The organism is Catenulispora sp. EB89 (assembly GCF_041261445.1).
GTDB lineage: Bacteria > Actinomycetota > Actinomycetes > Streptomycetales > Catenulisporaceae > Catenulispora.
This window is the reverse complement of the sequence record NZ_JBGCCU010000036.1, coordinates 18,800-45,337: the sequence shown is the minus strand read 5'-3', so window position 1 is coordinate 45,337 and position 26,538 is coordinate 18,800. Positions and strand designations below refer to the sequence as shown.

At 72.4% G+C, this 26,538-nt stretch carries 20 protein-coding genes; 6 read left to right on the top strand and 14 right to left on the bottom strand.

Annotated features, from left to right (window positions below):
* Positions 1-13 precede the first annotated feature (13 nt).
* The 13 genes from ABH920_RS45035 to ABH920_RS44975 all read right to left on the bottom strand — a co-directional run bounded on the left by ABH920_RS45035 (position 14) and on the right by ABH920_RS44975 (position 19,665).
* Positions 14-3,112: an amino acid adenylation domain-containing protein gene (locus ABH920_RS45035; protein ID WP_370355495.1), complete on the bottom strand. Its 3,099-nt coding sequence runs from the start codon at positions 3,110-3,112 to the stop codon at positions 14-16.
* A gap of 15 nt (positions 3,113-3,127) precedes the next feature.
* On the bottom strand, positions 3,128-4,285 hold the full coding sequence (locus tag ABH920_RS45030; protein ID WP_370355494.1) for a PLP-dependent transferase: 1,158 nt from the start codon (positions 4,283-4,285) through the stop codon (positions 3,128-3,130).
* A gap of 23 nt (positions 4,286-4,308) precedes the next feature.
* Positions 4,309-4,617 (bottom strand): AzlD domain-containing protein, encoded by a 309-nt coding sequence (locus ABH920_RS45025; protein ID WP_370355493.1) that lies wholly within the window; start codon positions 4,615-4,617, stop codon positions 4,309-4,311.
* On the bottom strand, positions 4,614-5,363 hold the full coding sequence (locus tag ABH920_RS45020; protein ID WP_370355492.1) for an AzlC family ABC transporter permease: 750 nt from the start codon (positions 5,361-5,363) through the stop codon (positions 4,614-4,616). The genes ABH920_RS45025 and ABH920_RS45020 overlap by 4 nt, the downstream gene beginning before the upstream one ends.
* Positions 5,360-6,586: an acyl-CoA dehydrogenase family protein gene (locus tag ABH920_RS45015; RefSeq protein WP_370355491.1), complete on the bottom strand. Its 1,227-nt coding sequence runs from the start codon at positions 6,584-6,586 to the stop codon at positions 5,360-5,362. Before ABH920_RS45015 ends, ABH920_RS45020 begins: the two co-directional genes overlap by 4 nt.
* Positions 6,583-7,746, bottom strand: a complete 1,164-nt coding sequence (locus tag ABH920_RS45010; protein WP_370355490.1) for an acyl-CoA dehydrogenase family protein — start codon at positions 7,744-7,746, stop codon at positions 6,583-6,585. Before ABH920_RS45010 ends, ABH920_RS45015 begins: the two co-directional genes overlap by 4 nt.
* An 11-nt stretch (positions 7,747-7,757) precedes the next feature.
* Positions 7,758-11,951, bottom strand: coding sequence for an amino acid adenylation domain-containing protein (locus ABH920_RS45005; protein WP_370355489.1), 4,194 nt, complete (start codon positions 11,949-11,951; stop codon positions 7,758-7,760).
* Between the two features lie 29 nt (positions 11,952-11,980).
* A complete protein-coding gene (locus ABH920_RS45000) occupies positions 11,981-15,358 on the bottom strand; it encodes an amino acid adenylation domain-containing protein (RefSeq protein ID WP_370355488.1) in 3,378 nt (1,125 codons plus the stop codon).
* A 67-nt stretch (positions 15,359-15,425) separates the two neighbouring features.
* Complete coding sequence (locus ABH920_RS44995; RefSeq protein ID WP_370355487.1) at positions 15,426-16,454, bottom strand: BtrH N-terminal domain-containing protein; 1,029 nt, start codon at positions 16,452-16,454, stop codon at positions 15,426-15,428.
* On the bottom strand, positions 16,451-17,020 hold the full coding sequence (locus ABH920_RS44990) for a hypothetical protein (protein WP_370355486.1): 570 nt from the start codon (positions 17,018-17,020) through the stop codon (positions 16,451-16,453). The genes ABH920_RS44995 and ABH920_RS44990 overlap by 4 nt, the downstream gene beginning before the upstream one ends.
* Positions 17,017-17,991 (bottom strand): GNAT family N-acetyltransferase, encoded by a 975-nt coding sequence (locus ABH920_RS44985; protein WP_370355485.1) that lies wholly within the window; start codon positions 17,989-17,991, stop codon positions 17,017-17,019. Before ABH920_RS44985 ends, ABH920_RS44990 begins: the two co-directional genes overlap by 4 nt.
* 29 nt (positions 17,992-18,020) lie before the next feature.
* Positions 18,021-18,224 carry an MbtH family protein gene (locus tag ABH920_RS44980; RefSeq protein WP_370355484.1) on the bottom strand — a complete coding sequence of 68 codons (204 nt, stop codon included), beginning with the start codon at positions 18,222-18,224 and terminating at the stop codon, positions 18,021-18,023.
* Positions 18,225-18,324: 100 nt separating this feature from the next.
* A complete protein-coding gene (locus ABH920_RS44975; RefSeq protein ID WP_370355483.1) occupies positions 18,325-19,665 on the bottom strand; it encodes an MFS transporter in 1,341 nt (446 codons plus the stop codon).
* A gap of 99 nt (positions 19,666-19,764) precedes the next feature.
* Between ABH920_RS44975 and cysC the strand changes: the two genes are divergently transcribed.
* The 5 genes from cysC to ABH920_RS44950 all read left to right on the top strand — a co-directional run bounded on the left by cysC (position 19,765) and on the right by ABH920_RS44950 (position 24,685).
* Positions 19,765-20,328 (top strand): adenylyl-sulfate kinase, encoded by a 564-nt coding sequence (gene cysC, locus ABH920_RS44970; protein WP_370355482.1) that lies wholly within the window; start codon positions 19,765-19,767, stop codon positions 20,326-20,328.
* 35 nt (positions 20,329-20,363) lie between these two features.
* Positions 20,364-21,308: a sulfate adenylyltransferase subunit CysD gene (gene cysD / locus ABH920_RS44965; RefSeq protein WP_370355548.1), complete on the top strand. Its 945-nt coding sequence runs from the start codon at positions 20,364-20,366 to the stop codon at positions 21,306-21,308.
* The gene (locus ABH920_RS44960; protein WP_370355481.1) at positions 21,308-22,606 is read left to right on the top strand and encodes a sulfate adenylyltransferase subunit 1; all 1,299 of its coding nucleotides are present in this window, start codon (positions 21,308-21,310) and stop codon (positions 22,604-22,606) included. The genes cysD and ABH920_RS44960 overlap by 1 nt, the downstream gene beginning before the upstream one ends.
* 122 nt (positions 22,607-22,728) lie before the next feature.
* Positions 22,729-24,249: a peptide ligase PGM1-related protein gene (locus tag ABH920_RS44955; RefSeq protein ID WP_370355480.1), complete on the top strand. Its 1,521-nt coding sequence runs from the start codon at positions 22,729-22,731 to the stop codon at positions 24,247-24,249.
* Between the two features lie 142 nt (positions 24,250-24,391).
* Entirely contained in the window at positions 24,392-24,685 is a 294-nt protein-coding gene (locus ABH920_RS44950; protein WP_370355547.1) for a DUF1330 domain-containing protein, read from the top strand.
* Between the two features lie 23 nt (positions 24,686-24,708).
* Here the strand turns inward: ABH920_RS44950 and ABH920_RS44945 are convergent, their stop codons facing one another.
* The gene (locus ABH920_RS44945) at positions 24,709-25,560 is read right to left on the bottom strand and encodes a helix-turn-helix transcriptional regulator (protein ID WP_370355479.1); all 852 of its coding nucleotides are present in this window, start codon (positions 25,558-25,560) and stop codon (positions 24,709-24,711) included.
* 85 nt (positions 25,561-25,645) lie between these two features.
* Between ABH920_RS44945 and ABH920_RS44940 the strand changes: the two genes are divergently transcribed.
* Positions 25,646-26,449 (top strand): SDR family NAD(P)-dependent oxidoreductase, encoded by an 804-nt coding sequence (locus ABH920_RS44940; protein WP_370355478.1) that lies wholly within the window; start codon positions 25,646-25,648, stop codon positions 26,447-26,449.
* Positions 26,450-26,538: the final 89 nt, after the last annotated feature.

Here is a 26,538-nt window from a genome sequence, read left to right as displayed (position 1 = left end):
TTCGGGCGCCGGATCAGGAAGCGGGGACGGCCATCGGGCCGGGGACGCTGCGGGACAGGTAACCGTGGTACGCCGAGATCGCGTCCCGCACCGGGCTTTCGGGCAGCGCCCAGCGGGCCTCCGCCGCGCGGCAGCGGTCGGCGCCGTAGAGCGTCGCGTTGTCGGTCAGCAACGTGTCGAACTCGTACCGGAGCCCGGCTTCGTCCACGGCGGCCGGGTCCGACGGCAACAGGGCCGCCAGAGCCGCCAAGGACCGCTCGCCGGTCCGTTCGGCTTCGCCGCGCAGACACTGCAGGAACTCGCGGCACGAGACCCGTTCCGGCGGGCTGTCGGCGGTGTCGAGCAGCGCGGCGAAGCTCACGCTGCTCGGGTGCAGCACGTGCAGGGTGTCGCCCCACACCGTCCGGTCGCGGACCGCGGCGACGATGCGTGCGGCCACGTAGTCGACCGTGCTGAAGTCGGTCCTGATGTCCGCGTCGGGCCGGACGCCGAGCCGGATCATGGCCGAGGCCAGCAGGTGGGTGAGGGCGAGCGGGTTGGGGATCCCGTTGTCGGCGCTCGGCATGACCTCCCCGAGCCGGAGCACGGTCACCGAGGCACCGCGCTCGCGGGCCGCGGCCAGATAGCGTTCGGCGACCCACTTGGAGCGGTTGTATCCGCCGGGCGGCGCGCCGATCGCTGCGACGTCGACGTCCTCCGGCAGAGCGTCCACGCGGCCCGTCGTCGCGTCCTGCAACGCGGCCAGAGTGGACACCTGCACCAGGGGTACAGAACGACCGCCCGCGGCCAGGCGCAGCATCTCGGCGGTGCCCAGGACGTTCGTCCGGCGGTGCGCGCGGTAGTCGAACAGGAAGTTGACCATCGCACCGCAGTTGAGGACCAGGTCGGCGGAATGCGACAGCCGTTCCCGGACGTCGTCGGCAAGTCCGAGCCCGGGCAGGCTCAGGTCACCGGCCACGCCGGACAGCCGTCCGGCGAACTCCGGCACCCACAGCCCACGCCCGGAGAGCGCGGAGACCACCCGGTCGGTGGCCCGCGCGTCGTCCCCCGCACGCGCCAGGCAGATCACCCGCGCTCCGGTCCGCAGCAGTTCGTGGACCACGCGGCTGCCGACGAACCCCGTGCCGCCGGCGACCAGGACGGTCTGTACGTCGGTCGCCGCCTCGAAGCCCCCGGTGCCGTTTGGAGCGATCGGGGCAACCGCAGTGACCGGGGCGAAGACTCCCGCCGACACGGCCGCGTCGGCGGCCATCAGCTCCGGTTCGTCCGCGACGGCCCGGTCGTCGGCCTGGTAGGCCTCGATCAGCCGGGTCAGCCGCTCGGCGGTCGGCTGGTCGAACAGGTCCTGGGCGCACAACTCCCTGAGGTCGAACTCGGCCCGGATCGCGTTGACCGCCGTCAGGGCCTTGAGCGAGTCGCCGCCGGCGTCCATGAAGTGCTCGTCGCCGGCCAGGTCGGGACGGCCCAGGGCGGCCCGCATCGCCCACAGCACGCGGCCGCCCAGCCCGGCCGGCGCGGCGCCGCCCAGCAGTTCGGCCGCGTCCGCCGCGCGCCGCCGGTCCAGGATGCGCCCGAGCTCGTTCCGGTCGGCTTTGCCGTTCTCGCTCAACGGCATCGACGGCAGCAGGAACACCCGGCGGGGCAGGCTGGTGCGGGGCAGGTGCTCGCGCAGGTGGTCGCGCAGCGCCTGCTCGGACAGGCCCTCGTCGCAGGCCGCGAACAAGGCCAGGGACTTGCCCGCGGGCTGTTCCTCGACCAGGACGACGGCCTGGCGCACCCCGGGGCGGCGTTCGGCGACCGCCTCGATCTCGCCCAGCTCGATCCGCATACCGCCGATCTTGACCTGGAAGTCCTTGCGGCCCAGGAAGTACAGCCGGCCCTGCTCGTCGAGCCGTCCGAGGTCGCCGGTCAGGTACAGCCGGTCCCCCGGGATGTGCGGTGCGAACGGGTTCGGGACGAAGACGCGCGCCGTCGCCTGCGGCGCGCCGAGGTAGCCGGCCCCGACGCAGGCGCCGCCGACGGCTATCTCCCCGGTGGCGCCCGCCGGCACGAGGCGAACGGCGTCGTCGACGATCGCCGCGTGACAGTTGTCGATGGGCCTGCCGATCGGGATCGCGTCGCCGTCCTCGGCCGACATCGGATGGAAGGCCATGCCGATCGACGTCTCGGTGGGTCCGTAGCCGTTGGTCACGCGCAGCCCGGGCAGCAGCGAGGTGAGGTGCCGGACCGCCTTGGGGTTGACCGGCTCGCTGCCGACGACGAGCCAGCGCAGCGAGGCCAGCTTCGGCAGCACCGCCGCCGGATCGGCGTCCACCAGGGCCACCAGCGCGTTGAAGATGCTGGAGACGAAGTCCGAGGCGGTGACCCGGTGTTCGGCGATCGTGGCCACGGTGCGTTCCAGATCCAGGAACTCGCCCTGGACCGGCAGCACCGTGCGGCCGCCTTCGGTCAGCGGCCAGAACAGCTGCCAGATCGAGGAGTCGAAGGTGTGCTTGCTGTTCTGCAGCACCACCTCCTCGCCGGTCGCCGCGAAGTAGCGGGACATGAACCGGAACCGGTTGGCCACCCCGCCGTGCAGGTTCATCGCGCACTTGGGGATGCCTGTGGTCCCGGAGGTGAAGAACCCATAGATCAGGTCGTCCGGACCCAGGGGCACGCCGGGACGCTGCGCGGTCCGGACGATCCGGCCGCATTCGACGCTCAGCGCCACGTTCCGGTATTCCAGGGGCAGGTCGGCCGGCCGGTGGCAGAGCACGGCCGCGGGCTGGAGCACGTCCAGGGTGGTGCGCAGCCGTTCGACCGGCCAGGCCGCGTCCAACGGAACGAAGGCGGCGCCGAGCTTCATCAGCGCGAGGTAGGCGACCGGCAGCTCCAGGCTGTTGCCGAGCAGGACCGGCACCGCGGCACCGCGGCCGATCCCGCGCCCGGCGAGCACCACGGCCAGCCCGTTGGCCAGCTCGTCGAAGGACCGGTAGCTCAGCGTCCGGCCGTCGTAGGACACCGCGGGCCGCTCCGGGGTCCGGTCGGCCTGGTCCTCGATCATCGCCGGCACCGGCCGGAAGGCGCCGGGGTCCGCGCGGCCGGCGCTGATCGACGGGAAACCGTTCGTCATCGACGACTCCGCCTCTCAGGCCGTGGCCAGCGCGCGGTCGAGGTCGTCGATCACGAGGTCGACGTCGTCGGCGTAGCCCAGCGCGAGCCGGACGGTGCTGCGGTCGACGCCGATGTCCCGCAGTCCCGCGTCGTCGTACTCGAAGTAGGTGAAGAAGGTGCTCTGCTCGACGAGGGTCTGCGGCGCGCCGAAGTTGGACGCCATGTACGGCACCGCCAGCCGGCCCACCACCGCGGCCGTCTCGGCCTCGCTGAGCCCGAGCTCGAACGTGATCACGGCGCCGTGGCCGCGAAGGTAGTCCTGCCCCAGCTTGTAGTGCGGATGGCTGGGCAGCCCGGTGTAGTAGATCTTCGTGACCTTCTCATGGGCTTCCAGGTACTGGGCGGTCTTCAGCCCGTACGCATTGGCCGTCGCCATCCGCATCGGCAGCGTGTACAGGCTGCGCCGCAGCAGGAAGGCGGTGTTGCCGTCAGACACCGGCCCGGTGGTGTCGCGGTACCAGCGCACCTGCTCGATCAGGTCGGCGCGGCCGGACAGCATCCCGGCGACGATGTCCCCGTGGCCGCCGAGGTACTTCGTCGCGCTGAACAAGGCCAGGTCCACGCCCCACTGCAGGGCGTGGAAGTTCGGCGGAGGCGAGAAGGAGCTGTCCAGGGTGAGGATCACGTCCGGCCCGACCGCCTCCCGCACACCGGCGACGTCGATCAGGTACATGTGCGGTGAGGACGGCATCTCCAGGTGGACCAGGCGCAGCCGGCTGCCCAGGGCGCGCAGGCGGTCGATGAACACATCGGGATCGCGAATGGAGATCTCGTGCACGACGACGCCGAACTTGGGCAGGATCTCGTGGAAGACATTGCGGGTCTGGCGGTAGGACTCGGCCGGCAGCACCACCTCGTCGCCGGCCTTCAGAAGAGAGACGAAGGTCGTGAAGTGCGCCGCCATCCCCGAGGCGAACAGGAGCGAGGACTCGGCGCCGCACAGTTGGCTGACCGCGGCCTCGACCTCGAGCCACGTGGGGTTGCTGTAGCGACCGTAGCGGCCGGCCGGACGAGAGCGCTCGTGCAGTCCGGTGCGAACGTGGTCCTCGTCCTCAAAGTAGTACGACGCGCTCTGATATACGGGCCCTGCGACACTGTTCCGGTACGACTCTTGCGGTCGTCGCCTGGTCATCGACTGTTCCTCTCTGGCATCTTCTAGGTAAGGGCTCTCGTCAACCCGGTGGCCACCGCGGCGGCCACGACCGCCGCCAGTGCGGGCAGACGCAGCGCCAGAGCCGCCGCGCCGACCGCCAGGCCCACCGCACGGGCGTCCACGGTCAGCGAGCGGCCGGCGCCGAAGATCTGGGTGGCGATCAGTGCGGCGAGCAGGACCGGTGCCAGTACCGCGATGATCCGCCGCACCGGTTCGGGCAGCTCCCGCCCGCCGAGCAGGACCGGCCCCGCCGCCTTGGCGACCACCGCCATCGCCGCGACGAGCGCCACGGTCAGCCAGGCCGCGGTCATCGCGGCCTGCGCAGGGCCAGCAGGCACACCCCGGCCGCGGCGACCAGCGGCAGCCCCGGCGAGACCAGCGGCACCAGCGTGAGTGCGACGATCGCCCCGGCCGCCGCGAACACCGCGGTGCGCCGGTTGTCCACCTGGCCGCGCAACAGCGCCAGGAAGAGCACCGGGGACACCACGTCCAGGCCGAAGCGCGAGGGATCGCCGAGGAATCCGGCACCGAACACGCCCAGGGCCGTCCCGCCGAGCCACCCGAGGTACAGCGGGACGCCGGCGCCCAGCAGCCGGCCCCGGGAGAACCGGCCGCCGCCCAGGTGGCTGACCGCCCAGGTCTCGTCGACCACGAGCTGCGCGCTGAGCAGGCGCCGCACCGGCCCGCCGGTGATCGCCGGGGCCAAGCTCATCCCGATCGGCAGATAGCGGATGTTCAGCAGGGCCGCGGCGACCACGGCGGCGGCGACCCCGCCGCCGGTGGCCAGCACCGAGACCGCCGCGAACTGGGCGGATCCGGCGAAGACCGTCGCGGACATCACCAACGGGGCCAGCCGGCCCAGGTGGGCGGCGTGCGCCACCACCCCGAACGAGACGCCGAATCCGAAGACCGCCACGGCCAGCGGGATCGCCGTGCGGAATCCGTAGGCCACCTGCTCGCGGAAGTCCTCGCCGGCCGCAGGGTTCTGCGGCGCCCCGGGGTCCTCGAGGGTCGCCGACGTCTGGTTCCGGCCTTTGCCCTGTCCGTCCGTTCTCACAACCGGCCCCCCGCGTCCGGCCGGCCCGAATGCCGCGCGCGCACGGCTTCGGCGAGCCACGGCACGGCTTCGGCGCGCACGTCGGCCGCCGCTCCCAGCCATCCGCGCTCCACGTGGGCCCTGCGGTAGTAGATCTGGACGTCGCAGTCCTCGGTCATGCCGTACGCGCCGTGCACCTGGACCGCGGCGGCGGTGATCTCCCCGGCGAGGTCGGCGGCCATGCCCAGAGCCTGCGCGGCGCTCAATCGGGGATCACGGCCCTCGTCGGCCTCCCAGGCCGCGGCCCGCACCAGCAGGCGGGCCCCCTCCAGGCGGGTGGCCAGCCCGGCGAGCTGGAACGCCAGGGCCTGGAAGCGGCCGATCGGGCGGCCGAACTGCCGCCGCGCGGACGCCCTGTCGACCGCGAGGTCGAGTGCGCCCTGGCTCAGGCCCACCAGGTAGGCGGCGTGCCGGATCCGCGCGCGGGCCACGATCTGCGGCCAGGCCGCGCAGCCGCCGTCCGGATCGCCGAACCACGCCGCCACCGGCGAGCCGGCGAACCGGACCGCGTAGAGCTCGCCCCGGCCGATGTCGTCGTGGCGGCGCCAGGTCACGGTCGGATGGTCGCGCGGCACCAGCGCGGCGTGGACCGCCGGTCCGACCTGGCCGACCCGACCGACCAACAGCACGGACCACGTCTCCGGGGCGAAGCCCACGAACCGCCGCTCGGCTTCGACCGTCGGGCCACCGGGCTGGTCCGGGCAATCGAACTTCGCGGGGCGGGAGTGGCTGTCGCGCCCGCCGCGCCGGACGGCCACCGTGACGGCCGCCCCTTCGGCGATCTCCCGCAGGAGCTTGCCCGCCGGATCCGCTTCGGCCAGCATCACCTCGGTGGCGGTCATCGTGTCGAGCAACGGCCCCTGATACAGCACCCGGCCGAGCAGTTCGGCGACGACGACCGCGCCCTGCTGGCCGGCCTGCTCGCCGTCGTACCGCTCGGGGAGCAGCAGCCGGGTGGCGCCCAGCTCGACCAGGGCGCGCCAGACCGCCTCCCGGGTGTATGCCGCGTCCTCGTCCGTGTCGGCCTGCGGCGGTACGGGCTGTTCGGCCATCCTCCGGACGGCCGGGGCCAGGTCCGCCGACAACAGAGCGGCGAACCGCTCGCCGATCTCGACCTGCCGCCGGCTCAGGCTGATGTCCACGTCCGTCCTTCCGGTAGAAGCCCTGAGGGCGACAGCGGTCACGGCGCCAGTCCCAGCGCCCCGGAAGCGATGAGCGAGAGCATGACCTCCGAGGTTCCGGAGGCCAGCGTGAAGCCCGGCGCGTCCCGGAGGGCGGACTCGACCACCCAGCCGGGCGGCGAGTCCGGGTCGCGGGCCGAGAGCACGGCGTCCAGTCCGCAGACCTCAGCGGTGATGGCCGCGATCGCCTTGGCGGTCTCGGTGCTGTGCCATTTGGCCATGGGGTACACCGGGTCGTCGTAGTCGCCGGCGGCGAGCTTGCCGAGCGCCTGCCAGGACAGCAGCTCTCCGGCCCGCACCTGCGCGTCCAGGGCGACGAGCTGTTCGGCGTAGGGCGAGGGGCCTTCTTCGGGTGCGAGCACCGCGTCCTGGTGGGAGAGCACCGCGTCGAGGAGCCGGCGGCCCTTGGCCGCGAACTCGATGCCGGTCCGTTCCAGGCCGAGCACCCGGCCGACCACCGGCCAGCCGCCGTCCACCTCGCCGAGCACGTCGGCCTCGGTCATCAGCGGCCCGGACAGGGTGACCTCGCCGAACCGCTCGTCGGCCATCGTCCACATCGGCCGGACGGTGACGCCGGGGGTGTCCAGCGGTACCGCGAACACCGTGATGCCGTGGTAGGGGACCTCGGAGGCGGTGGTGCGGGCGGCACAGAGGCCGAAGTCGGCCAGATGGGATTTCAGGCTGTAGACCTTGCGCCCGTACAACCGCCACCCGCCGGCCTCGGGTTCGGCGCGCGTGGTCAGCGCTGCCAGGTCGGAGCCGACTTCCGGCTCGCTGAACAGGACGCATCCCAGGCCCTCGCCGCGGGCCAGCCGGGGCAGCAGGCGGTCCTGCATCTCAGCGGAGCCGAACAGGTGCACCGCGAGCCCGACGATGTCGATCGCCAACGTGTGCACGACGTCGGGGACGCCGTGCGCGATCATCTCCTCGGTGAGGATCGCCTTCTCCACGATCGTCCGGCCCAGGCCGCCGTGTTCGGCCGGCCAGTTCGGCGCGAGCCAGCCCCGCTCCCCCAGCAGCCGGTAGACGTCGAGCAGCCCGGGCTCCTGCCCCGGCGGCAGCCGGCGGGCCGACGCCGCCTCGGCCTGGACATCGTCCCGGCGCAGCAGAGCGCAGACATCGCGCCGGTACTGCTCCTGTTCTGCGGTGAGCCGCAGATCCACGGCCGGCCTCCTCATCCTGCGGCTGCCCGCTCGAGGCAGCCGCGTAGCGTCTTGGCCAGGCCGCCGAGGAACGGAGGCCGGAGCATGGTGTGATGGGTGCCCGGGACGACGTGGTGTTCCAGGCCGCCCGGGGCGTACGGGCGCCAGTCGTCGGCTTTCCCGGGCGCCGGGTCCGCGGCCTCGATCAGGGTGACGGGGCAGTCCAGCGGGGCGAGCCGGTAGCGCCGGACGGCGCGGGACGCTCCGGCGAAGACCGCGAAGCGCCGACGGACCTCCGCACGCACCGATCCCGGGATCAGGCCTGAGGCTTCGAGCACTGCGATGACGGTCTCGGTCTGTTCCTCAGCACCCTGAGCCCGCAGCACGGCCAGGTCCAGGTCCGGTGCGGCGGCACCGGCGGCCAGCGCCAGGTCCGCGGCGAACCGCGCCAGCAGTCCGGCGCGGTCGGGCAGATCGTCGAAGGCCGCGGGGACGACGGTGTCGAACAGGGCGAGCAGGGCGACCTCCTGTCCGGCAGCGCGCAGCCGGGCCGCCAGCTCCCAGGCGATCGTTCCGCCGACCGACCAGCCGCCGAGGTGGTAGGGACCCGCGGGGCGCACCGTGCGCAGCGCGTCGAGGTACGCGGCGGCGAAGTCCTCGATCCGGTCCAACGGTGCCGAGCCGTCGCCGCCGGGCGCCTCGAAGCCGTAGACCGGCGTGTCGAGCCACTGGGCCAGCGGCACATAGGGCGCGGCCGTTCCGCCCACGGCGTGGACGAGGAACAACGGGGGAACGTCCCCGTCGCCGTCGGTCCCGGCCCCGGTCCGCAGACGAACGAGGGGCCCGACGCCGGTCGGAACCGGCGGCCCGGAGCGCCGCTCGTCGATCAGGTCGGCGGCCGTCTCCAGGGTGGGCGCCAGATACAGGGACCTGACATCCAGTGAGACGCCGAAGCGCTCGCGGACCTCGGCGGCGAACTTCGCCAGCGCCAAGGAGCTCCCGCCCCGGGTGAAGAAGTTGTCGTCGCGGCGGAAGTCCCCATCGGCGTCGGGCAGCAGGCTCCGCCAGATCTCGGCCACGCCCGCCTGCGTCTGAGTGGCCACGGGCCGCGGCGCGCCCTCCGCGTCCGCTCCGGCCGACTGCGGCAGGGCTTTGCGATCTACCTTCCCGCTCGCGGTGAGCGGGAGTGCGGCCAGGGCGGTGAACGTGGCCGGGATCATCGGCAGCGGCAGCCGCTCGGCCAGATAGGCGCGCAGCGCTGCGTCCTCTGGTGCCGCCTGGTCCGACGCCGCAGGTCCGCCGGGGACGACGAAGGCGGCCAGATACGGGTCGCCGCCCGGGCCCGTGCGCACGGCGACCGCCGCCTGGCGCAACGCGGGATGACCGGCCAGGACGTTCTCGATCTCGCCGGGCTCGATCCGCAGGCCTCTGATCTTCACCTGGTCGTCGGCCCGGCCCAGATACTCCAGCGTCCCGTCGTCGCGCCACCTCGCGATGTCCCCGGTCCGGTACATCCGGGCGCCCGGCTCGCCGAACGGGCAGGGCACGAACCGCTCCGCCGTCAGGTCGGGACGGCCGGCGTAGCCGCGGGCCAGTCCCACCCCGGCCAGGTGCAGCTCCCCCGGCACACCGACCGGCGCCGGCTCGCCCCGGCCGTCCAGTACATACGCGCGGATGTGCGCGATCGGACGCCCGATCGGCACCACGGCGCCGTCAGAGCTCGAACACCGGTGGTGCGTCACGTCGATCGAGGCCTCGGTGGGGCCGTACAGATTGTGCAGCGAGGCGGCGGGCCAGGTCCGCAGCGCCAGGTCGCGCACCGGGGCCGGCAGCGCCTCGCCGGAGCACACGACCAGCCGGAGGTCCGCCGGCGCCCCGGCGTCGCGCGCCGTCTCGGCCAGGAACGCCGCGAGCACCGACGGCACGAAGTGGGTCACGCTCACCCGCTCGCGGGCCAGGAAGTCGGCGAGCTGCCGGGCGTCCCGGTGCACGCCCGGCGCGGCGACGGCCAGCCGCGCGCCGGCCGTCAAAGGCCAGAGGAACTCCCACACGGACACGTCGAAGGTGAAGGGCGTCTTCTGCGCCACGACATCGGCCGGTCCGATGCGGTATTCGTCCTGCATCCAGCGCAACCGGTTGGCCAGACCCCGGTGCGGGACGGCCACCCCCTTGGGGGTTCCGGTCGAGCCCGAGGTGAAGATCACGTACGCCACGTCGTCGGGGGCGACACGGTTCGGAGCGGGCCCGAGGCCGGCGTCGACGTCGGCGCGCTCGCTCCACACCTGTGGCCCCAGTGTGACTCGGACGATGTCCGCCGCCTCGGCGAGGAGTTCTCCCGTCTCCGGCTGGACGACGGCGACCCGCGCGCCGGACTGCGAGAGCTGCCAGGCCAGGCGCCGAGGCGGGGATTCCGGATCAAGCGGAAGGTAGGCGCCGCCGGCGGTGAGCACCGCGAGAATCGCGACCACCAGGTCCAGCGACCGAAAGGCGCACACCCCGACGACGCCGTCCGGCCCGACACCGAGGGCGGCCAGCCGGCGCGCCAGCCGGTCGGCGCGCGAGACGAGCTCGCCGTAGGTCAGGGTCTGGTCCTGGAAGGTGACCGCGACCCGGTCCGGTGCGAGGGCCGCCTGCCGCCGGATGAGTTCGGGGACACCGACGAAGGGCTCCGGCCCCGCGCCGTCTCCGGCACCGCGGCCGAATCGGCCCAGGACCTCGTGTTCGGCGGCGGTGAGCACGTCGATGCCGCTGATGCGGCGGTCCGGGTCGCCGACCGCCCGGTCCAGCGTCTGGCGCAGATGGCCGAGCAGACGCTGCACGCGTGCGGGGTCGAACAGCCGCGTGGAGTACTCGGCGGCGATCCCGATCGCGCCGCCGGGCGTCGGCGTCGCCTGCAGGCTGAGGTCGAACCGGGAGCCGGTCGTGGGCAGCGGAAAGTCGGCCAGGGCCAGGTCGCCGAACGCGGTCAGGTCCGCACCGACCACCCGCTGCGGCAGCAGGCTCAGGCTGACCTGGAACAGCGGGTTGCGCCCGGCCGCCCGCACCGGTGCGAGCGCGTCGACCACCAGGCCGAAGGGCACGTCCTGGTGCGCGAGCGCGTCCAGGACCAGCGCGTCGCACCGGCCGGCCAGCTCGCGGAAGGTCGGGTCGCCGGCCACGTCGCCGCGCAGCACCAGCGTGTTGGCGAAGAAGCCGAGCAGCGGCTCGACCTCCGACCGCGTGCGCCCGGAGAACACCGACCCGACGGCCAGATCCTCCTGACCGGTGTACCGGTGCAAGACCACGAAGAAGGCCGCCGCGAGCACCGCCAGCAGCGACACCCCGCAGTCCTCAGCGAACGCGGTGACGCGCGCCCCCACGTCGGCCGGCACCACCTCGCCGGCCTCCGCGCCGGGACTGGCGCCGAGACCGGAGCCGGAGCCGGCAATGACACCGGCGCCGGCGCCGGCGCCGGCCGACGGCTCCGACCGGTCGACAGGCAGGTCCAGGGGCGGCAGCCCGGCGAGCCGGCCGCGCCAGTACTCCAGGCCCGAACGCAGGGCCTCGGCCCCGGCCGGGCCGCGCTGCCAGGCCGCGAAGTCGGCAGGCTGCACCGGCAGCGCCGGCAGGTCCGGCGGCCGCCGGTCACGCGCCGCGCGGTACAGCTCCCCCAGCTCCCGGGTGAGGATCCCCAACGACCAGCCGTCGGTCACCAGATGGTGCATCGTCAGCACCAGGACGTGCTCGTCCTCGGCGAGCCGGACCAGGCTCACGCGCAGGGCCGGGGCGGCGGTCAGGTCGAAGGGACGCGCCGCCGCTTCGTCGACGACCCGCCGCGCGTGCGCCGCGCGTTCCGGCCCCGGCAGGTCCGCCAGATCCGTGTACTCCCAGGGCACCGGATCCGGCACCGGATCGGCGACCTGGTGCGGCACGGTGTCGAGCAGCACGAACCTGGTGCGCAGACTCTCATGGCGGGCCAGGAGGTGGCGCAGCGCGACGCGGAGAGCAGGTGGATCGAGGCGTCCGGTGAGCCGGTAGGCGATCGGCACGTGGTAGGTCACGGACTCCGGATCGAGTTCGTGCAGGAACCACAAGCCCTCCTGCTGCCAGGTCAGCGGGAGCGGAGCCGTGCGGGGGACGGCCGTGACCCGATCCGGGCGCTGCGCGGCACGGCGACGGCGCATCAGCTGCGCCATCAGCGCCGCGCGCTTGTCCTCGATCGACGGTTCGGTCACCGGTCCTGTCACCCCCCTCGTTCCTCGCGCGGGCGAAGAGCTCACTCGTCCCCGGCCGCGAGCAACCGGTCCAGCTCCTGTTCGGACAGGTCGGCCACCTGGGCCTGGAGCGCGGCCAGTTCGTCGGCGCCGAGGTCGGCGCTGATGCGGGCGTCGAGGAACTCCGCCACCTGGTGCAGCAGCGGCCTGTTGAACAGCTCGCGCACATCCAGGTCCACGAAGAAGGCGTCGCGGATCCGGGCGATCAGCTGCGTGGCCTGCAGCGAGCTGCCCCCGAGCGCGAAGAAGCTCTCGCCCTGCCCGATCCGCGCCAGGTCCACTCCCAGCAGGCTGCTCCAGATCCCGGCGAGTTCCCGCTCGGTCGCGGTGGCCGGGGGCACGATCGTCTCCGGCCGCGCGGCGGGTTCCGGCAGCAGCTTGTGGTCGAGCTTCCCGCTGCTGGTGAGCGGAAGCCGGTCCAGCGGGGTGAAGGTGGTCGGGACCATGTGCAGCGGCAGGCGGTCGGCCAGGTACGCCCGCAGCTCTGCCACGAACCCGGCCGAAGCGCCGTCGGCCACCACGTAGGCGTCCAGCCTCGGCCCGCCGTCGGCGGCGGCCACCACGACCGCGGCGTGCCGGACGCCGGGGAAGGCGGCCATCGCGTGCTCGATCTCGCCCAGCTCGACCCGCAGGCCCCGGATCTTCACCTGGCGGTCGACCCGGCCGAGGAACTCCAACTCGCCGTCCGCCCGCCAGCGGACCACATCGCCGGTGCGGTACATCCGCTCTCCCGGGGCGCCCCACGGGCAGGGCACGAACTTCTCCGCGGTCATGGCCGGCTGGCCCAGATAGCCGCGGGCGAGCTGCTTCCCGGCGATGCACAGCTCCCCGGGAACCCCCTGCGGCACCAGGTCGCCGAGCGCGTCCACCACGTAGGCCCGGCAGTTCGCCATGGCCCGGCCGATCGGCGGCGAGGCGGCCAGCGGTTCGGCGGGGCACTCGTAGTCGACGCACGCGACCGTCGCCTCGGTCGGCCCGTAGCCGTTGTGGAACGCCCGGGTGGCGGTGCGCCACCGGTTGACCAGCTCGGCCGGGAACGCCTCCAGACCGACGAACAGCGCCCGCAGATCCGGCAGGTCGGCGTCGTCGAGCATGCCGAGCACCGCCGGCGGGATGTCGGCGACGGTCACGGACTCGGCACGCATGAGCTGGGCCAGCGGCCCCGGGTCGTGCAGCACCGCCGTGGGTGCGCTGACACAGGTCGCGCCGCTGCACAACGCGGCGTAGACGTCGAAGACGCTCACGTCGAAGGTCGGATTGGCGAACTGCAGGACCCGGTCGGCGGGGGTGATCGAGAACAGCAGGCCGGCGGCGGCGCCGACGAAGTTGACGGCGGCGCGGTGCGGGACCTGGACTCCCTTGGGATTCCCGGTGGAGCCCGAGGTGTAGATGACGTAGGCCACGTCGTCGGGCCGGGCCGCGCACGGCGGCGCCGTCGGATCCAGGCCGGCCAGGCGCGCGGCGTCGGCCGGGTCGTCGAGCACGATCGAGGGCACGTCCGGCGGGAGCAGCCCGGCCAGCGCGCGGGTGGTGACCACCGCGCGGACGTCGGCGTTCGAACACTGGTACCCGATCCGCCCGGCCGGATGCGCCGGGTCCAGCGGCAGCCAGGCGCCGCCGGCCTTGAGCACGCCGAGCTGCACGGTGGGCACCTCCGGGCCGCGGTGCAGCAGGAAGCCGACGACGGCGCCCGGGGCGACGCCGTACTCGTCCTGCAACAGCCGGGCCAGGCGGTTGGCGCGGGCGTCGAGGTCCCCGTAGGTCAGGTCCACGCCCTCGAAACGCACCGCCGGACGGCTGCCGTCCTCGGCCGCCCGCGCGGCCACCAGGTCGTGCAGGAGCAGATGGCCGGTGCCGAAGTCGACCGGGGCCGGGTTCCAAGTGTCAATGAGCCGTTCGCGTTCGGCCGGCGGCAGGATCTCGATCGCCGCGACCGGCCGGGAGGGGTCGGCGACGATGGCTTCCAGGGCGGTGCGGAAGTGCGTGACGAACCGCTCGATCCGTCCGCGCTCGAAGAGATCAGTGGAGTACTCGGCCTGGTAGGACCCGCTGCCGTCGGGACGCACGGCCAGCTGCATCGACAGGTCGAAGCGGGAGACGCCGACCGCCGGCGCGACGTTCTCCACCTCCAGGCCGTCCAGGTGGAACGTGTCGTAGACCTGGTCGGGCAACAGGTTGAAGCTGATCTGGAAGAGCGGGTTGCGCTCCCCCATCCGGTCCGGGTGCAGCGCCTCGACCACGGTCCCGAACGGCACGTCCTGGTTGGCCAGGGCGTCCACGACGGTGTGGTGGCAGCGGGCGATCAGCTCGCGGGCGCTGAGGTCGCCGGCCGCGTCGACCCGCAGCACGAGGGTGTTGGCGAAGAAGCCCACGACCGGCTCCAGCTCGGTGCGGCCGCGTCCGGAGAACACCGAGCCGAAGGCCAGATCGCGCTGCCCGGTGTGCCGCGCGAGCACGGTGACCAGCGCGGCGGACAGCACCGCCATCAGCGAGGTGTTCTCGGCCGCGGCGGTCTTCTTCGCCGCGTCGATCAGCTCGGCCGGCCAGTCCTGGGTCAGCGCCTCGCCGAGCCCGGTCCGCTGGGTCGGCCGGGGCCGGTCCGCCGGGAAGTCGACGGCCGGCAGGTCCGCCAGCGCCTGCCGCCAGTACTCCAGCTGCCGGTCCGCCAGCGCCGCGGCCGCGCCGCCGCGCTGCCACACCGCGTGGTCGACCGGCGTGATCTCCAGCGCGGTGAGCTGCGGTGACCGGCCGTCGCGAGCGGCGTCGTAGAGCTCTGCCAGCTCGCGGGTGAGGATGCCGGTCGACCAGCCGTCGCAGGTGATGTGGTGGACGGTGAGGGTCAGGACGTGGTCGTCCTCGCCGGCGCGGACCAGCAGCGCCCGGAACAGCGGGCCGGCGGCCAGATCGAACGGCCGCCGGACCTCTTCGGTGACCAGTTCCACGGCCCGCGGCCAGCGTCGGTCCGGAGCCTGGTCGCGGACGTCCACGCTCCGCAGCGGCGCTTCGGCGGGCTCCGGATCGATGATCTGGTACGGCACGCCCCGGTCGGCGCCGAACCGGGTGCGTAGCGCCTCGTGCCGGTTCACCAGCGAGTGCAGCGCCGTGCGCAGAGCCGCCTGGTCCAGACTCCCGCGCAACCGGAGCGGGAACGCCATGTTGTACACCGGGACGTCGGGCAGCACCTGGTGCAGGAACCACAGGTAGCGTTGCTGCTCGCTGACCGGCAGCAGCCCCTCCCGGGCGGCCGGGACGATCCGCTGCCCGGCGGCCGCGGCCATCCGCCGCCGGCGCACCATCTGGTCGAGCAGCACCGCTCGCGCATCCGACAGGGCCTCACCGGCCCGGCCCTCCCCGGCGGCTGGCTTGCTCTGGTCGACCATGCTGCTCACTCCTCCCACGGATCTGTGCTCTGCTGCGCCGGCCGGCGTGCCTCACCGCCGCGGGACGTCACCAGTTCGCGAGCGCGTACTCGAGGTCTGCGACCGCGCGGGCGTGATCGCCCTGCAGGACCGCGAACCGGCGGCTCAGCCGCTCGGCCGACACCTGGGCGTCGCGAGTCAGGACGCCGGCGATCCGCACCGCCGACCAGTGGTGCGCGACCCGCTCCACCGCGCGCGCCGCTTCGCGCAGCCCCTGGTATCCGAAGCGGTCGGCGGCGGTGGTGAGCCAGTCGGCGTGCAGCGCGGTGTGGGCCAGGACCGCGCCGGCCACCAGGAACAGCTCTTCCCAGATCGCCTCTCCGGCGCTCAGCCGGGTCACGCACTCCTCCAGGTAGGTCCGCTGGCCCGCCAGACCCGACAGTCCGGGGCCGGTGGAACCGGCGAATCCGTCGAGGTTGCGCCGGATCGTGGCCCGGACCGTGGCCGGGTCGAAGGCCGGGAAGGCCGCGACGTCCATCTCGACCCGCAGCCAGCGGTTCGCGATCGGCCGGTCGGTGAAGAACATGTCCCGGTCGTGCAGGATCGGGTTCGCCGAGTCCCGGGCGGCGGTCAGCTCCTTGATGCCGATGTCGCCGTCGAAGCGGGGCGGCACGGCGTCCAGCACCCGGGCCGTCCCCCGCTTGTCGTCGAACCCGTACACGGTGACCAGGTGGTTGGTGTGGACGTCCCGGTAGGCGGGGCGGAACGGCAGTTCGAAGTTGTCCGCGGCGACGATCACCGGCCGGCCGGCCAGGACCTCGGCCCGCACCTGCTCCCAGCCCTCGTCCGGGTCCGAAGGCTCGCACCAGGTGGACTTCACCGGGTGGTAGGGGGCGATGGCCTCCCACAGCGAGACGCCGGGAGCGCAGGGGTAGTAGTACTCCTCGCGCCGCACGTCGCCCGGGAAGTGCCGGAAGCTCCAGGCCGCCCCCAAGGTCTCGATGACCGGCGCGCCGTGGAAGCCGAGCACGGTGCCCGCGCTGGTCCACAGGCAGCCGACGAGGTCGTGGCGCCACGCGGACACGCCGGCGATGGTGTGGGTGGTCGAGTCGTTCATGCCGCGGCCTCGATCAGTCGGTGGGATGCCAGGCTGAGGGCGAAGATGTGGATCGCCGGATTGTCCGGCAGCCGGACCGCCGACAGGGGCGTCTCGCGCGGCACCGGAACCCGGGTGCGCCATATGGACGGGCCCATGAAGGGCTGGACGTGCCGCGGGTAGTGCAGCACGGTGCACCGCAGGCCGGCCTCCTCCCCGAAGTGCGGCGGGGTCTCGGCCCAGAAGTCCGACACGCGCAGCCATTCGGGATCGACCGAGCCGTCCGCGTAGTGCAGGTACACGGTGTCCTCGCTGCGGCGCTCGCTCGCCGCGAGCAGATACAGCCAGTCGTAGCGGCCGACCGGCAACTGGATGAACTGGCCGACGCAGCGCAGGTTGTCACCGCCGTCCGGACTCAGAGCCGGGAACAGGAACGGTGCCGAGCCCACCTCGACCACTCCGCCCGGGGCGGGCAGTTCCTCGGCGGGATACGTGTTGTCCCAGATGTTGAACCCTCCCTGGGACAGCTCTCCCCGGCCGGTGATGCCTCGGTTGTCGAAGTGTGTGCTGATGTCGACCGGGATCAACGAACGCTCCTTTGTCTCGGCGGCATGACAGGGAAAGAGGTGATCGGTGGTTCGGCGCCGGGAGCGGGACGGAAGGCGGCCCACAGGTCCCGGTGGTGCGTGCGCGGCATGAGGTGGGCCCGGTTGTCGGCCCGCCCGCCTGAGAAACGGAGTGCGGACGTCCCGCGTTCGGTCCTCGCACCGGGAATCGCCCGCACGGTGTCGGCGAACTCCTGCGCGGACCCGCGCCACAGATCCGCCCCGGCCAGCGGCAGGTCCTGGCCCAGAACGCGCCGCGCGTGAGCAAGGGCTGAGGCGAGCGTGTCGGATTCGGGGCAGGGCAGCGCGGCCAGGGAAGCGCCGTCCAGGAACCACAGCAGGACAGCGGTGGCCGGCTCTTGGGGAACCGGCGCGGCAGCCGTCACCGGATTCGTCATCGGGAACGGAGGACACGCTCGGCGCGCGAGCACCGGGGCGCGTTCCATCGCCACCTCGGTCAGCAGCTTGTCGTCCTCGGCCAGAAGGTGCGCCACCACGCGGTACCCCAGTGCCGCGTAGAACGGCGGTACGCAGCGCTCGATGACGGCGTCGAGCCGGAGCACGGCCACCGCGTGCCGGATCGCGGCCTGCTCCACCTCCGCCAGCAGCCGTCGGCCCACACCGGTCCCCCGATGTGCCGCGGCGGTCCCCACCCGGGACACGAACCAGGCGGGGAACCCGGACGCATCAGCCCGCGGCTCGGTCCGCAGGACCGCGATCAGATCACCGTCCGCCGGATCCGTGGCGGTCCACACCATGCCGCCACGGGCGACGAAGCGCAGTACTGATTCAGCGCTCTCCGTCGCCCCGTCGGGAGCCGGCAGGATCGGCCACGGATCGGAACCGGCATAGGCGGCGCGGGTGAGTACGGCGACCCGTTCGGCCCATTCCTCGGTGGCGTCGGCCGCCGTACCGATGGCGATCATCAACCCTGGTGCGGACGCGGACGTCACGGGCCAGGCCCCCCTCACCGCCACGTCGCCTAGCCCTGCGCCTCGCGCAGACTCGCCGGTCTCATGTCGGTCCAGACCAGGCCGATGTGGTCCAGGCACTCCTGCTTGGTGCCCGTCGTCCCGACGGCGCGCCAGCCGGCCGGGACCTCGCGGTCCGCGGGCCAGACCGAGTACTGCTCTTCGACGTTGACCACCACGGCGTAGATCGGTTCATTGGCAGCAATGGCAGGCATTCGCGGCCTTCCCGGAAGAACGGTGCGCTTGATCCCTCACGGATACTAGGGCATGCCGGCGCCTCGGCAAAGGTGTATCAGTATCCGGATTTACAAAGTATCAGGATACGGATTCGCGGTCCGCGCCGACGGTGCCGTCGAGCGCCGGGGCTCCGGAAACCGCCTGGTCGAGGCGGGCGTCTCCCGGAGATCGCAGCGCCCTGATCCGCGACCCGAGCATCGGCAACGCCGACAGGGCCATGGCGGCGGTCCCGGCGGCCACCCCGGTCCGGGCTCCGAACACCTGCCCGATCGCCCCGCCGAGCCCGCCGCCCAGCGGGATGACGCCGAAGATCAGCATCCGGTAACCGCCGATCGACCGGGCGAGCGCGCCGCGCGGGATCACCGCCTGGCGCAGCGTGGTGGACAGCACGTTGGCCGCGCCGAGCCCCACGCCGGCGACCACCTCCACCGCCGCGACCGCGGCACCGAGCGCGTTCCCGCTGAACGGCAGCGCCGCCAGGGCCAGCGGCAGCCCCGCGAACAGCAGCAGGGCGCCGGCATAGGCCCGGCCGAATCCGACGCGGCCCATGAGGCGCAGCACCCCCATGGTGCCGACGAACGCACCCGCTCCGGTCGCCGACAGGGCCAGGCCGTAGACCCCGACCGAGGTGTGCCGCACCTTCGTCAGCCAGATCACCAGGTTGACCGTCAGCATCTGGGAGCCGACGTTGTAGAGCGCGGCGTGCGCTGTCAGGCCTCGCAGATACGGGTTCGCCAACAGTTGCCGGACCCCTTCGAGCAGCCCTTTGCGGCTCTGCCCGGGCGGCGGCCGGGACTCCGACCGGCCGGCCGCGATCCCGACCACGCTGCCGACGTAGCTCGCCGCGTTCACCACCATGGCCAGGGCCGGGCCCGCCAGCTGCACGGTCAGGCCCGCCAGGCCCGGACCGCTCACCTGGGCCGCGGTCGTCGACCCCTGCATCGCCTGGTTGGCGCCGCCCAGATCCTGCTCGCCGACCAGATCCGGGAGGTAGGCGAAGCTCGCGACGTCGAAGACCACGCTGGCGCCGCCGACCCCGAACGCGACCGCCGCCAGCAGCGCCAGCGAGAGGTGGTGCAGCAGGTAGGCCACGGGGACGGCGCCGACCAGGACGGCGCGCGCCACATCGGCGCCGATCATCACCGGCCGGCGCCGGCACTTCTCGATCCAGTGCCCGGCGAACAGCGGGAAGGCCACGTTGGGCAGGTAGGTGGCGGCCGCGATCGCGCCCACCGCGCCCGGCCCCGCGTCGAGGGTGATCGCCGCGGTCAGCGGCAGCGCGACGGCGGTCACCTGGGCGCCGACCACCGAGACGGTCTGCCCGCCCCAGAACCAGCGGAAGTCGCGGTTGCGGGCCAGCAGCGACCGGCGCGGCCCGGGTGTGCCGCCGGCCGGCGCGGGGTCCTTCGGCTCGGGCATGCCGCCATCATGGACGACGGGGCGCCGCCGGCACCAGTATCACAGGACTCTGAGAAAACAAGATGTGCCCGATTCGTTGCCGCGCGCTACTTTACTGGGGTGCCCACACCGAGTGACAAGGATGTGAGGGGGTCCGGCGCCACAGTGTGGCTGACCGGACTGCCCAGTTCCGGAAAGAGCACCATCGCCCGAGCGGTCGCCGAGCGGCTGGTCGAGCGGGGCCACCGGACCCAGATTCTGGACGGCGACGAGATGCGTCAGCGCCTGTGCGCGGACCTGGGCTTCTCCAAGGAGGACCGGCAGACCAACGTGCTGAGGATCGGGTTCGTGGCCGAGTTGCTGGCGAGCCAGGCGGTGTTGGTCCTGGTCCCGGTGATAGCGCCCTACGCCATGTCCCGGGCCACGGTCCGCGGACACCACGAAGCCTGCGCCGTCCCCTACCTGGAGGTCCACGTCGCCGCGCCGCTCGAGGTCTGCGCGGTGCGCGACGTGAAGGGCCTGTACGCCAAACAGGCCGCCGGCCTGCTGTCCGGTCTCACCGGCGTCGACGACCCCTACGAAGTCCCGGAATCGCCGGACCTGCGGCTGCACACCCACGAGCTGACGATCGACGGTTCGGTCGACGCCGTCTGGGCGCTGCTCGTCGAACGCGGCCTGGCGTGAGTCCGTCCCCGAGCCCAGCGGAGGAACGTTTGACCATCGAGGCAGGCGACACCGCGCGCACCGCCGCCCGGAGATCGGTTCCCACCGGCCGACTGCCCTACCTCGACATCCTGGAGGCGGAATCGGTCCACATCGTTCGGGAGGTGGCCGGCGAGTTCGACCGGCCGGTGCTCCTGTTCTCCGGCGGCAAGGACTCCGCCGTGCTGCTCCACCTGGCGATGAAGGCGTTCCGGCCCGCGCCGGTGCCCTTTCCGCTGCTGCACGTGGACACCGGCCACAACTTCGCGGAGGTCGTCGACTTCCGCGACCGGACGGCCGCCAAGCACGAGCTGCGACTGTTCGTGGCCTCCGTCCAGGATTTCATCGACGACGGCCGGCTGGCCGAGCGGGCCGACGGCGGCCGCAACCAGCTGCAGACGGTGCCGCTGCTGGCCGAGATCGAGCACCGCCGCTTCGACGCGGTCCTGGGCGGCGCCCGCCGGGATGAGGAGCGAGCCCGCGCCAAGGAGCGGATCTTCTCCCTGCGCGACGAGTTCGGCGCCTGGGACCCGCGCCGCCAGCGGCCGGAGCTGTGGTCGCTCTACAACGGCCGCCACAGCCCGGGCGAACACGTCCGGGTCTTCCCGCTGAGCAACTGGACCGAACTCGACGTGTGGCGGTACATCGAGCGCGAGAGCATCGACCTGCCGGAGATCTACTTCGCCCACGAGCGCGAGGTGTTCCTGCGCGACGGGATGTGGCTGACCGCCGGCGCGTGGGGCGGCCCGACGAACGGCGAGACACCGACCCGCCGCCAGGTTCGCTATCGCACCGTCGGCGACATGTCCTGCACCGGAGCCGTCGACTCAGCCGCCTTCGACATCCCGGCTGTCATCGCCGAGATCTCCGGCTCCCGCCTGTCCGAGCGCGGCGCGACCCGCGCCGACGACCGGCTGTCCGAGGCCGCCATGGAGGACCGCAAGCGCGAGGGCTACTTCTGATGGGGACGACGGGGAACCCGACAGCGCCGGCCGAGGCGGCTTCGTTGCTGCGCCTGGTGACCGCCGGCTCCGTGGACGACGGCAAGTCGACGCTGGTCGGTCGTCTGCTGCACGACTCCCGATCGTTGCCGGCCGACCAGTTGGCGGCCGTCGTCGAGGCCTCCCAGGTCCGCGGCCTGGACACCCCCGACCTGGCCCTGTTCACCGACGGTCTGCGCGCCGAACGCGAGCAGGGGATCACCATCGACGTCGCCTACCGCCACTTCGCGACCGCCCGTCGGCGCTTCATCCTGGCGGACACGCCGGGGCACGTTCAGTACACCCGCAACATGGTCACCGGCGCCTCGACGGCAGAGCTCGCGCTGATTCTCGTCGACGCCCGTGCCGGTCTGGGCGAACAGACCCGCCGGCACACCGCCGTGGCCGCTCTGCTCGGGGTCCCGCACGTGGTCCTGGTGGTCAACAAGATGGATCTGGTCGGCCATGCCGAGCCGGTCTTCGCGGCGATCACCGAGGAGTTCGCCCGGTACGCCGCCGCTCTCGACGTCCGCCGCGTGGACGCCGTCCCGGTCAGCGCCCTGCACGGGGACAACGTGGTGACGCCCTCCGCCGGCATGCCGTGGTACCGAGGCCCGACGCTGCTGGAGAGGCTAGAGACCGCACCGATCGGAGCCGATCCGGCGGCGCGGCCGGCCCGGCTGCCGGTGCAGTACGTCATCCGCGCCAGAACCTCCGGCCACCGGGAGTACCGCGGCTACGCTGGCCAGCTGACCTCCGGCCGGCTTCGTCCGGGCGACTCGGTCACGGTCCTGCCCGCCGGCATCACGACCACCGTCGCAGCGCTCGACGTCCTGGGCGAGCCGTCCGACGAGGTCCGGGCGCCGCAGTCGGTCGCCGTCCGGCTGGCGGACGACATCGACGTCTCCCGGGGCGACATGATCGCTGCGGACCCTCTCCCGCAGATGACGCGGGACGTCGCGGCGACCGTCGTGCACCTTGCCGAGCGCCCTCTCCGTACCGGTGACAGGGTGCTGCTCAAGCACGCCACCCGGACCCTGCGGGCGGTCGTCACCGACATCCCGTACTCGATCGCCGTGGACACCCTCGCACGCGTCGAGCCCACCGACGGGGGCGCGCGCCTGCGCATGAACGACATCGGACGGGTACTGCTGCGCACGGCCGAGCCGGTGACCATGGACGACTATCGCGACCACCGGGACACCGGCTCGTTCCTGCTGATCGATCCGGCCGGCGGCGACACGCTGACCGCGGGGCTGCACACGGCGGGGCCTGAATAGTCTCCCGACCGGCGTCGCCGAGTTCCCAGAGAACCGGGTCACTGATCGCTAGGCTTCGAATGCCCGTCGAATCCTCATTCGCGAGGGGCTGTCCGCCGCACGCGCTATCCCGAAGACGAAGAATGGAAATGATCGACAATTCGACCGTTGACGGCGCCGCCGACATCATGAAGGCCCGCCTCAAGGCCGTGCTCAGCGATCCAGAACGAGCACATACCGCGACCACCGTGATCGTCCCGAGCCTCACCGTGCACCCTGATGAGCTGCGCAAGTTCCCGGGCGCCATCCACTTCGAACAGCGCCTGCTCTTCGAGCTGTCGCGCCTGACGGTGCCGGAGGCCAGAGTCGTCTATGTCACCAGCCGGCAAATCGATCCGGATATTCTCGCATATACCTTGGACGCGATCCCTGGCCTGTCGGGAATGGACCTCACCGATCGTCTGCACATGCTTGACTGCGGCGACGACACAGCGCGGCCGCTGACGGAAAAGGTTCTTCAGAACCCGGAGTTGATCGAACGGATCCGTCAGGCTTTACCCGATCCCGCCGCGGCGTACCTCGTCACGTACAACAGCACAGCGGCTGAACGCGATCTGGCGCACCAGCTCGGCATCCCGCTGTACTCCTGCGATCCCGACCTCCAGAAGATCGGCAACAAGAGCCGCGGACGCCAGCTGTTCCGATCCACCGGAGTGGCCACGCCGTCAGGGTTCGAGGACCTGCACAGCGAAGAAGCCCTCATCGGCGCGCTCGCCGCCCTCAAGCAGGCGGACCCGGGACTGCGCCGCGCGGTCATCAAGCTCAACGAGAGCTTCGCCGGCGCCGGCAACGCCGTCTTCACGTTCTCCAGCGGCGAAGCGCCGGATTCCCCCGACCTCATCTCCCGGAAGCTGCGCCAAGAGGTCCAACCGCCGGGCGACGACTGGACCGGCTTCGTGCAGAAGCTGACCGTGATGGGCGGAATCGTTGAGGAGTACCTCAGCACCGAAGGACTCCAGTCCCCGTCGGCACAGCTGCTCATCCATCCCGCCGGCACAGTCCACGTGATCTCCACCCATGATCAGATCCTCGGTGGCGCGGACGACCAGACCTTCGTCGGCTGCTCCTTCCCCGCGCACGAGAGCTACCGCCGGCGCGTGCGGGAAGCCGCACTGATCATCGGCCGCGAGCTGGCCGACCACGGCGTCATCGGCCATCTGAGCATCGACTTCCTGGCCGACGCCCTCGACCCGGACGCAGCCGTGACCGCGCTGGAGATCAACCTCCGCAGAGGCGGCGCGACCGCCCCGTTCCACTTCATAAACACAGTTGTCGGCGGCGATCACGACGACGTCTCGGGCGACTACCAAGGCCGCGACGGCCTGCCCCGCGCCTACGTGGCCAGCGACCGTATCCACGTCCCGGATCTCGTGGGCACCACGGTGAAGGAACTGGTGAGCGCCACCATCACCGCCGGCCTGCACTACGATCCGGAGACGCAGACCGGGACCCTCCTGTTCGCCCTCGGCGCCCTCGCCGAATTCGGCAAGTACGGCCTCGTCGCCATCGGACGGTCGCCGCAGGAGGCCCGCGACTTCTACGACCGTACGCTGGCAACCGTGCAGGAGTGCGCGCTGGGCAACGTGGTGGTGCGTTCCTCGTAGGGCTCCTCGTAGGGCCCGGACGGACGAGCTGTCGGTGGCCGGGTTTCAAGTCGACCCCGCCGTGCGCCACCGCATAGGCTCCAGTGAGCACCCACGGATGCCGGAAACACAGGCTCCGATGACACCGAGCACGGGAGGTTCAGTGGCCAAGGGCTACTGGGTCAGCGTCTACCGCGTCATTTCCGACCCTGAGAAGGTGGCTGCCTACGACGAGCTGGCCCGTCCGGCCGTCCAGGCCGGCGGCGGACGGGTCATCTCCCGGGGCGAGCACGTCGCCGTCTACGACGCCGGGATCGCCGAGCGCACCATCCTGATCGAGTTCGACAGCTTCGAGCAGGCCGTCGCGACCCGCGAGAGCGAGGCCTACCAGAAGGCGCTGGTCGCTCTCGACGACGGTGTCGAGCGCGACTTCCGCATCATCGAAGGCCTCGACTGACCCGGGGCTCTCCGTCTGCCGCGCTACCGCAGGTAGTCGCTGACCTCGGTGCCGAGGACGTTCAGCAGTGCCAGTGCCTCGGCGCCGGGGGATCCCCGGGGCGCGCTGAACAGCACGAGGTGCTGGTCGCGGTCCGCGAGCAGGAGCGTGTCGCAGTCGACGGCGACCGGTCCGACGACGGGGTGGTGGAAGGTCTTGGCGAGCGTCGGCGGGGCCTGCACGTCGTGCCGTTCCCAGAGCCGGGCGAAGTCGGGGCTGGCGGCGCGGAGTTCGTCGACCAGCCCGGTCACCGCGGGATCGGCTGGATAGCGGGCGACCGTGGCACGCAGTTCCATGACCACACGGAGGCGGAACTCGGCGGCGTCGGAGATCCCGTACAGCCTCGCGTCGGCAAGCTCCGGACCGAGGAACGCCCGGCGTGCGAGATTGCGGTCCTGCGGGGCGAGGGTGGCGAAGTCCTCCATGAGCGCGGCGGCCAGCTCGTTCCAGGCCAGCACCTCGAACGCGGCGGAGATGACGAATCCGGCGGTCTGCGGGAGCCGTTCGAGCAGCGCGAGGATGCTCGGGCGCACGTCGCGGCGGTGCAGGCCGGTCCGGGCCGGTGCGGTGCCGGCGAGGACGTGCAGGTGGTCGGACTCGGCGTCGGTGAGGCGTAGCGCGTCGGCGATCCCGGCGAGGACCTCCGCCGAGGGCCTGGGCGCCCGGCCCTGCTCAAGCCGCACGTAGTACTCCGTGGAGATGTGCGCCAGCACCGCGATCTCCTCACGGCGAAGCCCTGGAGTCCTGCGCCGCGGGCCCGAGGGAAGACCCACGTCCTGCGGCCGCAACCGCTCCCGCCGGCTGCGGAGAAACGCCCCGAGCTCCTGCTTGTCCATTCCCCCAGTGTGCGCGCTTTCCAGCGGCGGATCGTAGTACCGGCTGTGCCTGGATCCGGTCCCGGGCATGATCGACCGTGGAGGCATGACAGCAACCACCAGCGCCACCACCAGCACGAACGCCAGCCCGATCGGCCTGCTCACCGACAAAGTCGTGTTCATCACCGGCGCCAGTCGCGGCATCGGCGCGGCCGCGGCCCGGCTGTTCGCCGCCGAGGGCGCGGCCGTCGTGCTCGCTGCCCGCAGCACCAGTGCCCTGGACCGCATCGTCTCCGAGATCCGCGGCGATGGCGGCACCGCCGACGCGGTCACCCTGGATCTCGCCGACCGCGCCGGCCTCCGCGCCGCCGTCGACCGCGTCGAGGAACTGCACGGACGCCTTGACGGCGCGTTCAACAACGGCGCGATCGTCCAACACCGGCCCGGCCCGCTGGATACCACCACCGATGAGGACATCGACGACCAGTTCACCGTGAACTTCAGGGCGCACTGGACCGCCATGACCGCCGAGGCCGCGCTCATGCGCCGCAGCGGCGGCGGGGCGATCGTCAACACCTCCAGCATCGGCAGCCGCCGCGCGAACACCGCGCTGCCGGCCTACGCCGCGATGAAGCGCGCCCTCAACAGCCTCACCGAGAGCGCGGCGGTGACCTGGGCCCCGGAAGGCATCCGGGTCAACGGCATCACCCCCGGCGGGACCGCCACGGAAATGATGCAGCAGTGGGAGGCGGCGACTCCCGGCATCATCGCGCGCAGCACCGCGGCGACGCCGCTGGGCCGCATGGCCGAGCCCCGCGAGATCGCCGAGGCGGCCGCGTGGCTGCTCAGCGACCGGGCCTCGTTCGTGACCGGCGCGATCGTCCCGGTCGACGGCGGCGCAGGCGCCTGACAAACAGGCGCCTGACAAGAGGCAGCCGCCAGGAACGCGTAGTCCTACGGATTCCGACCCCCGTACCGCTTCCTAGCCTGAAAGTGACC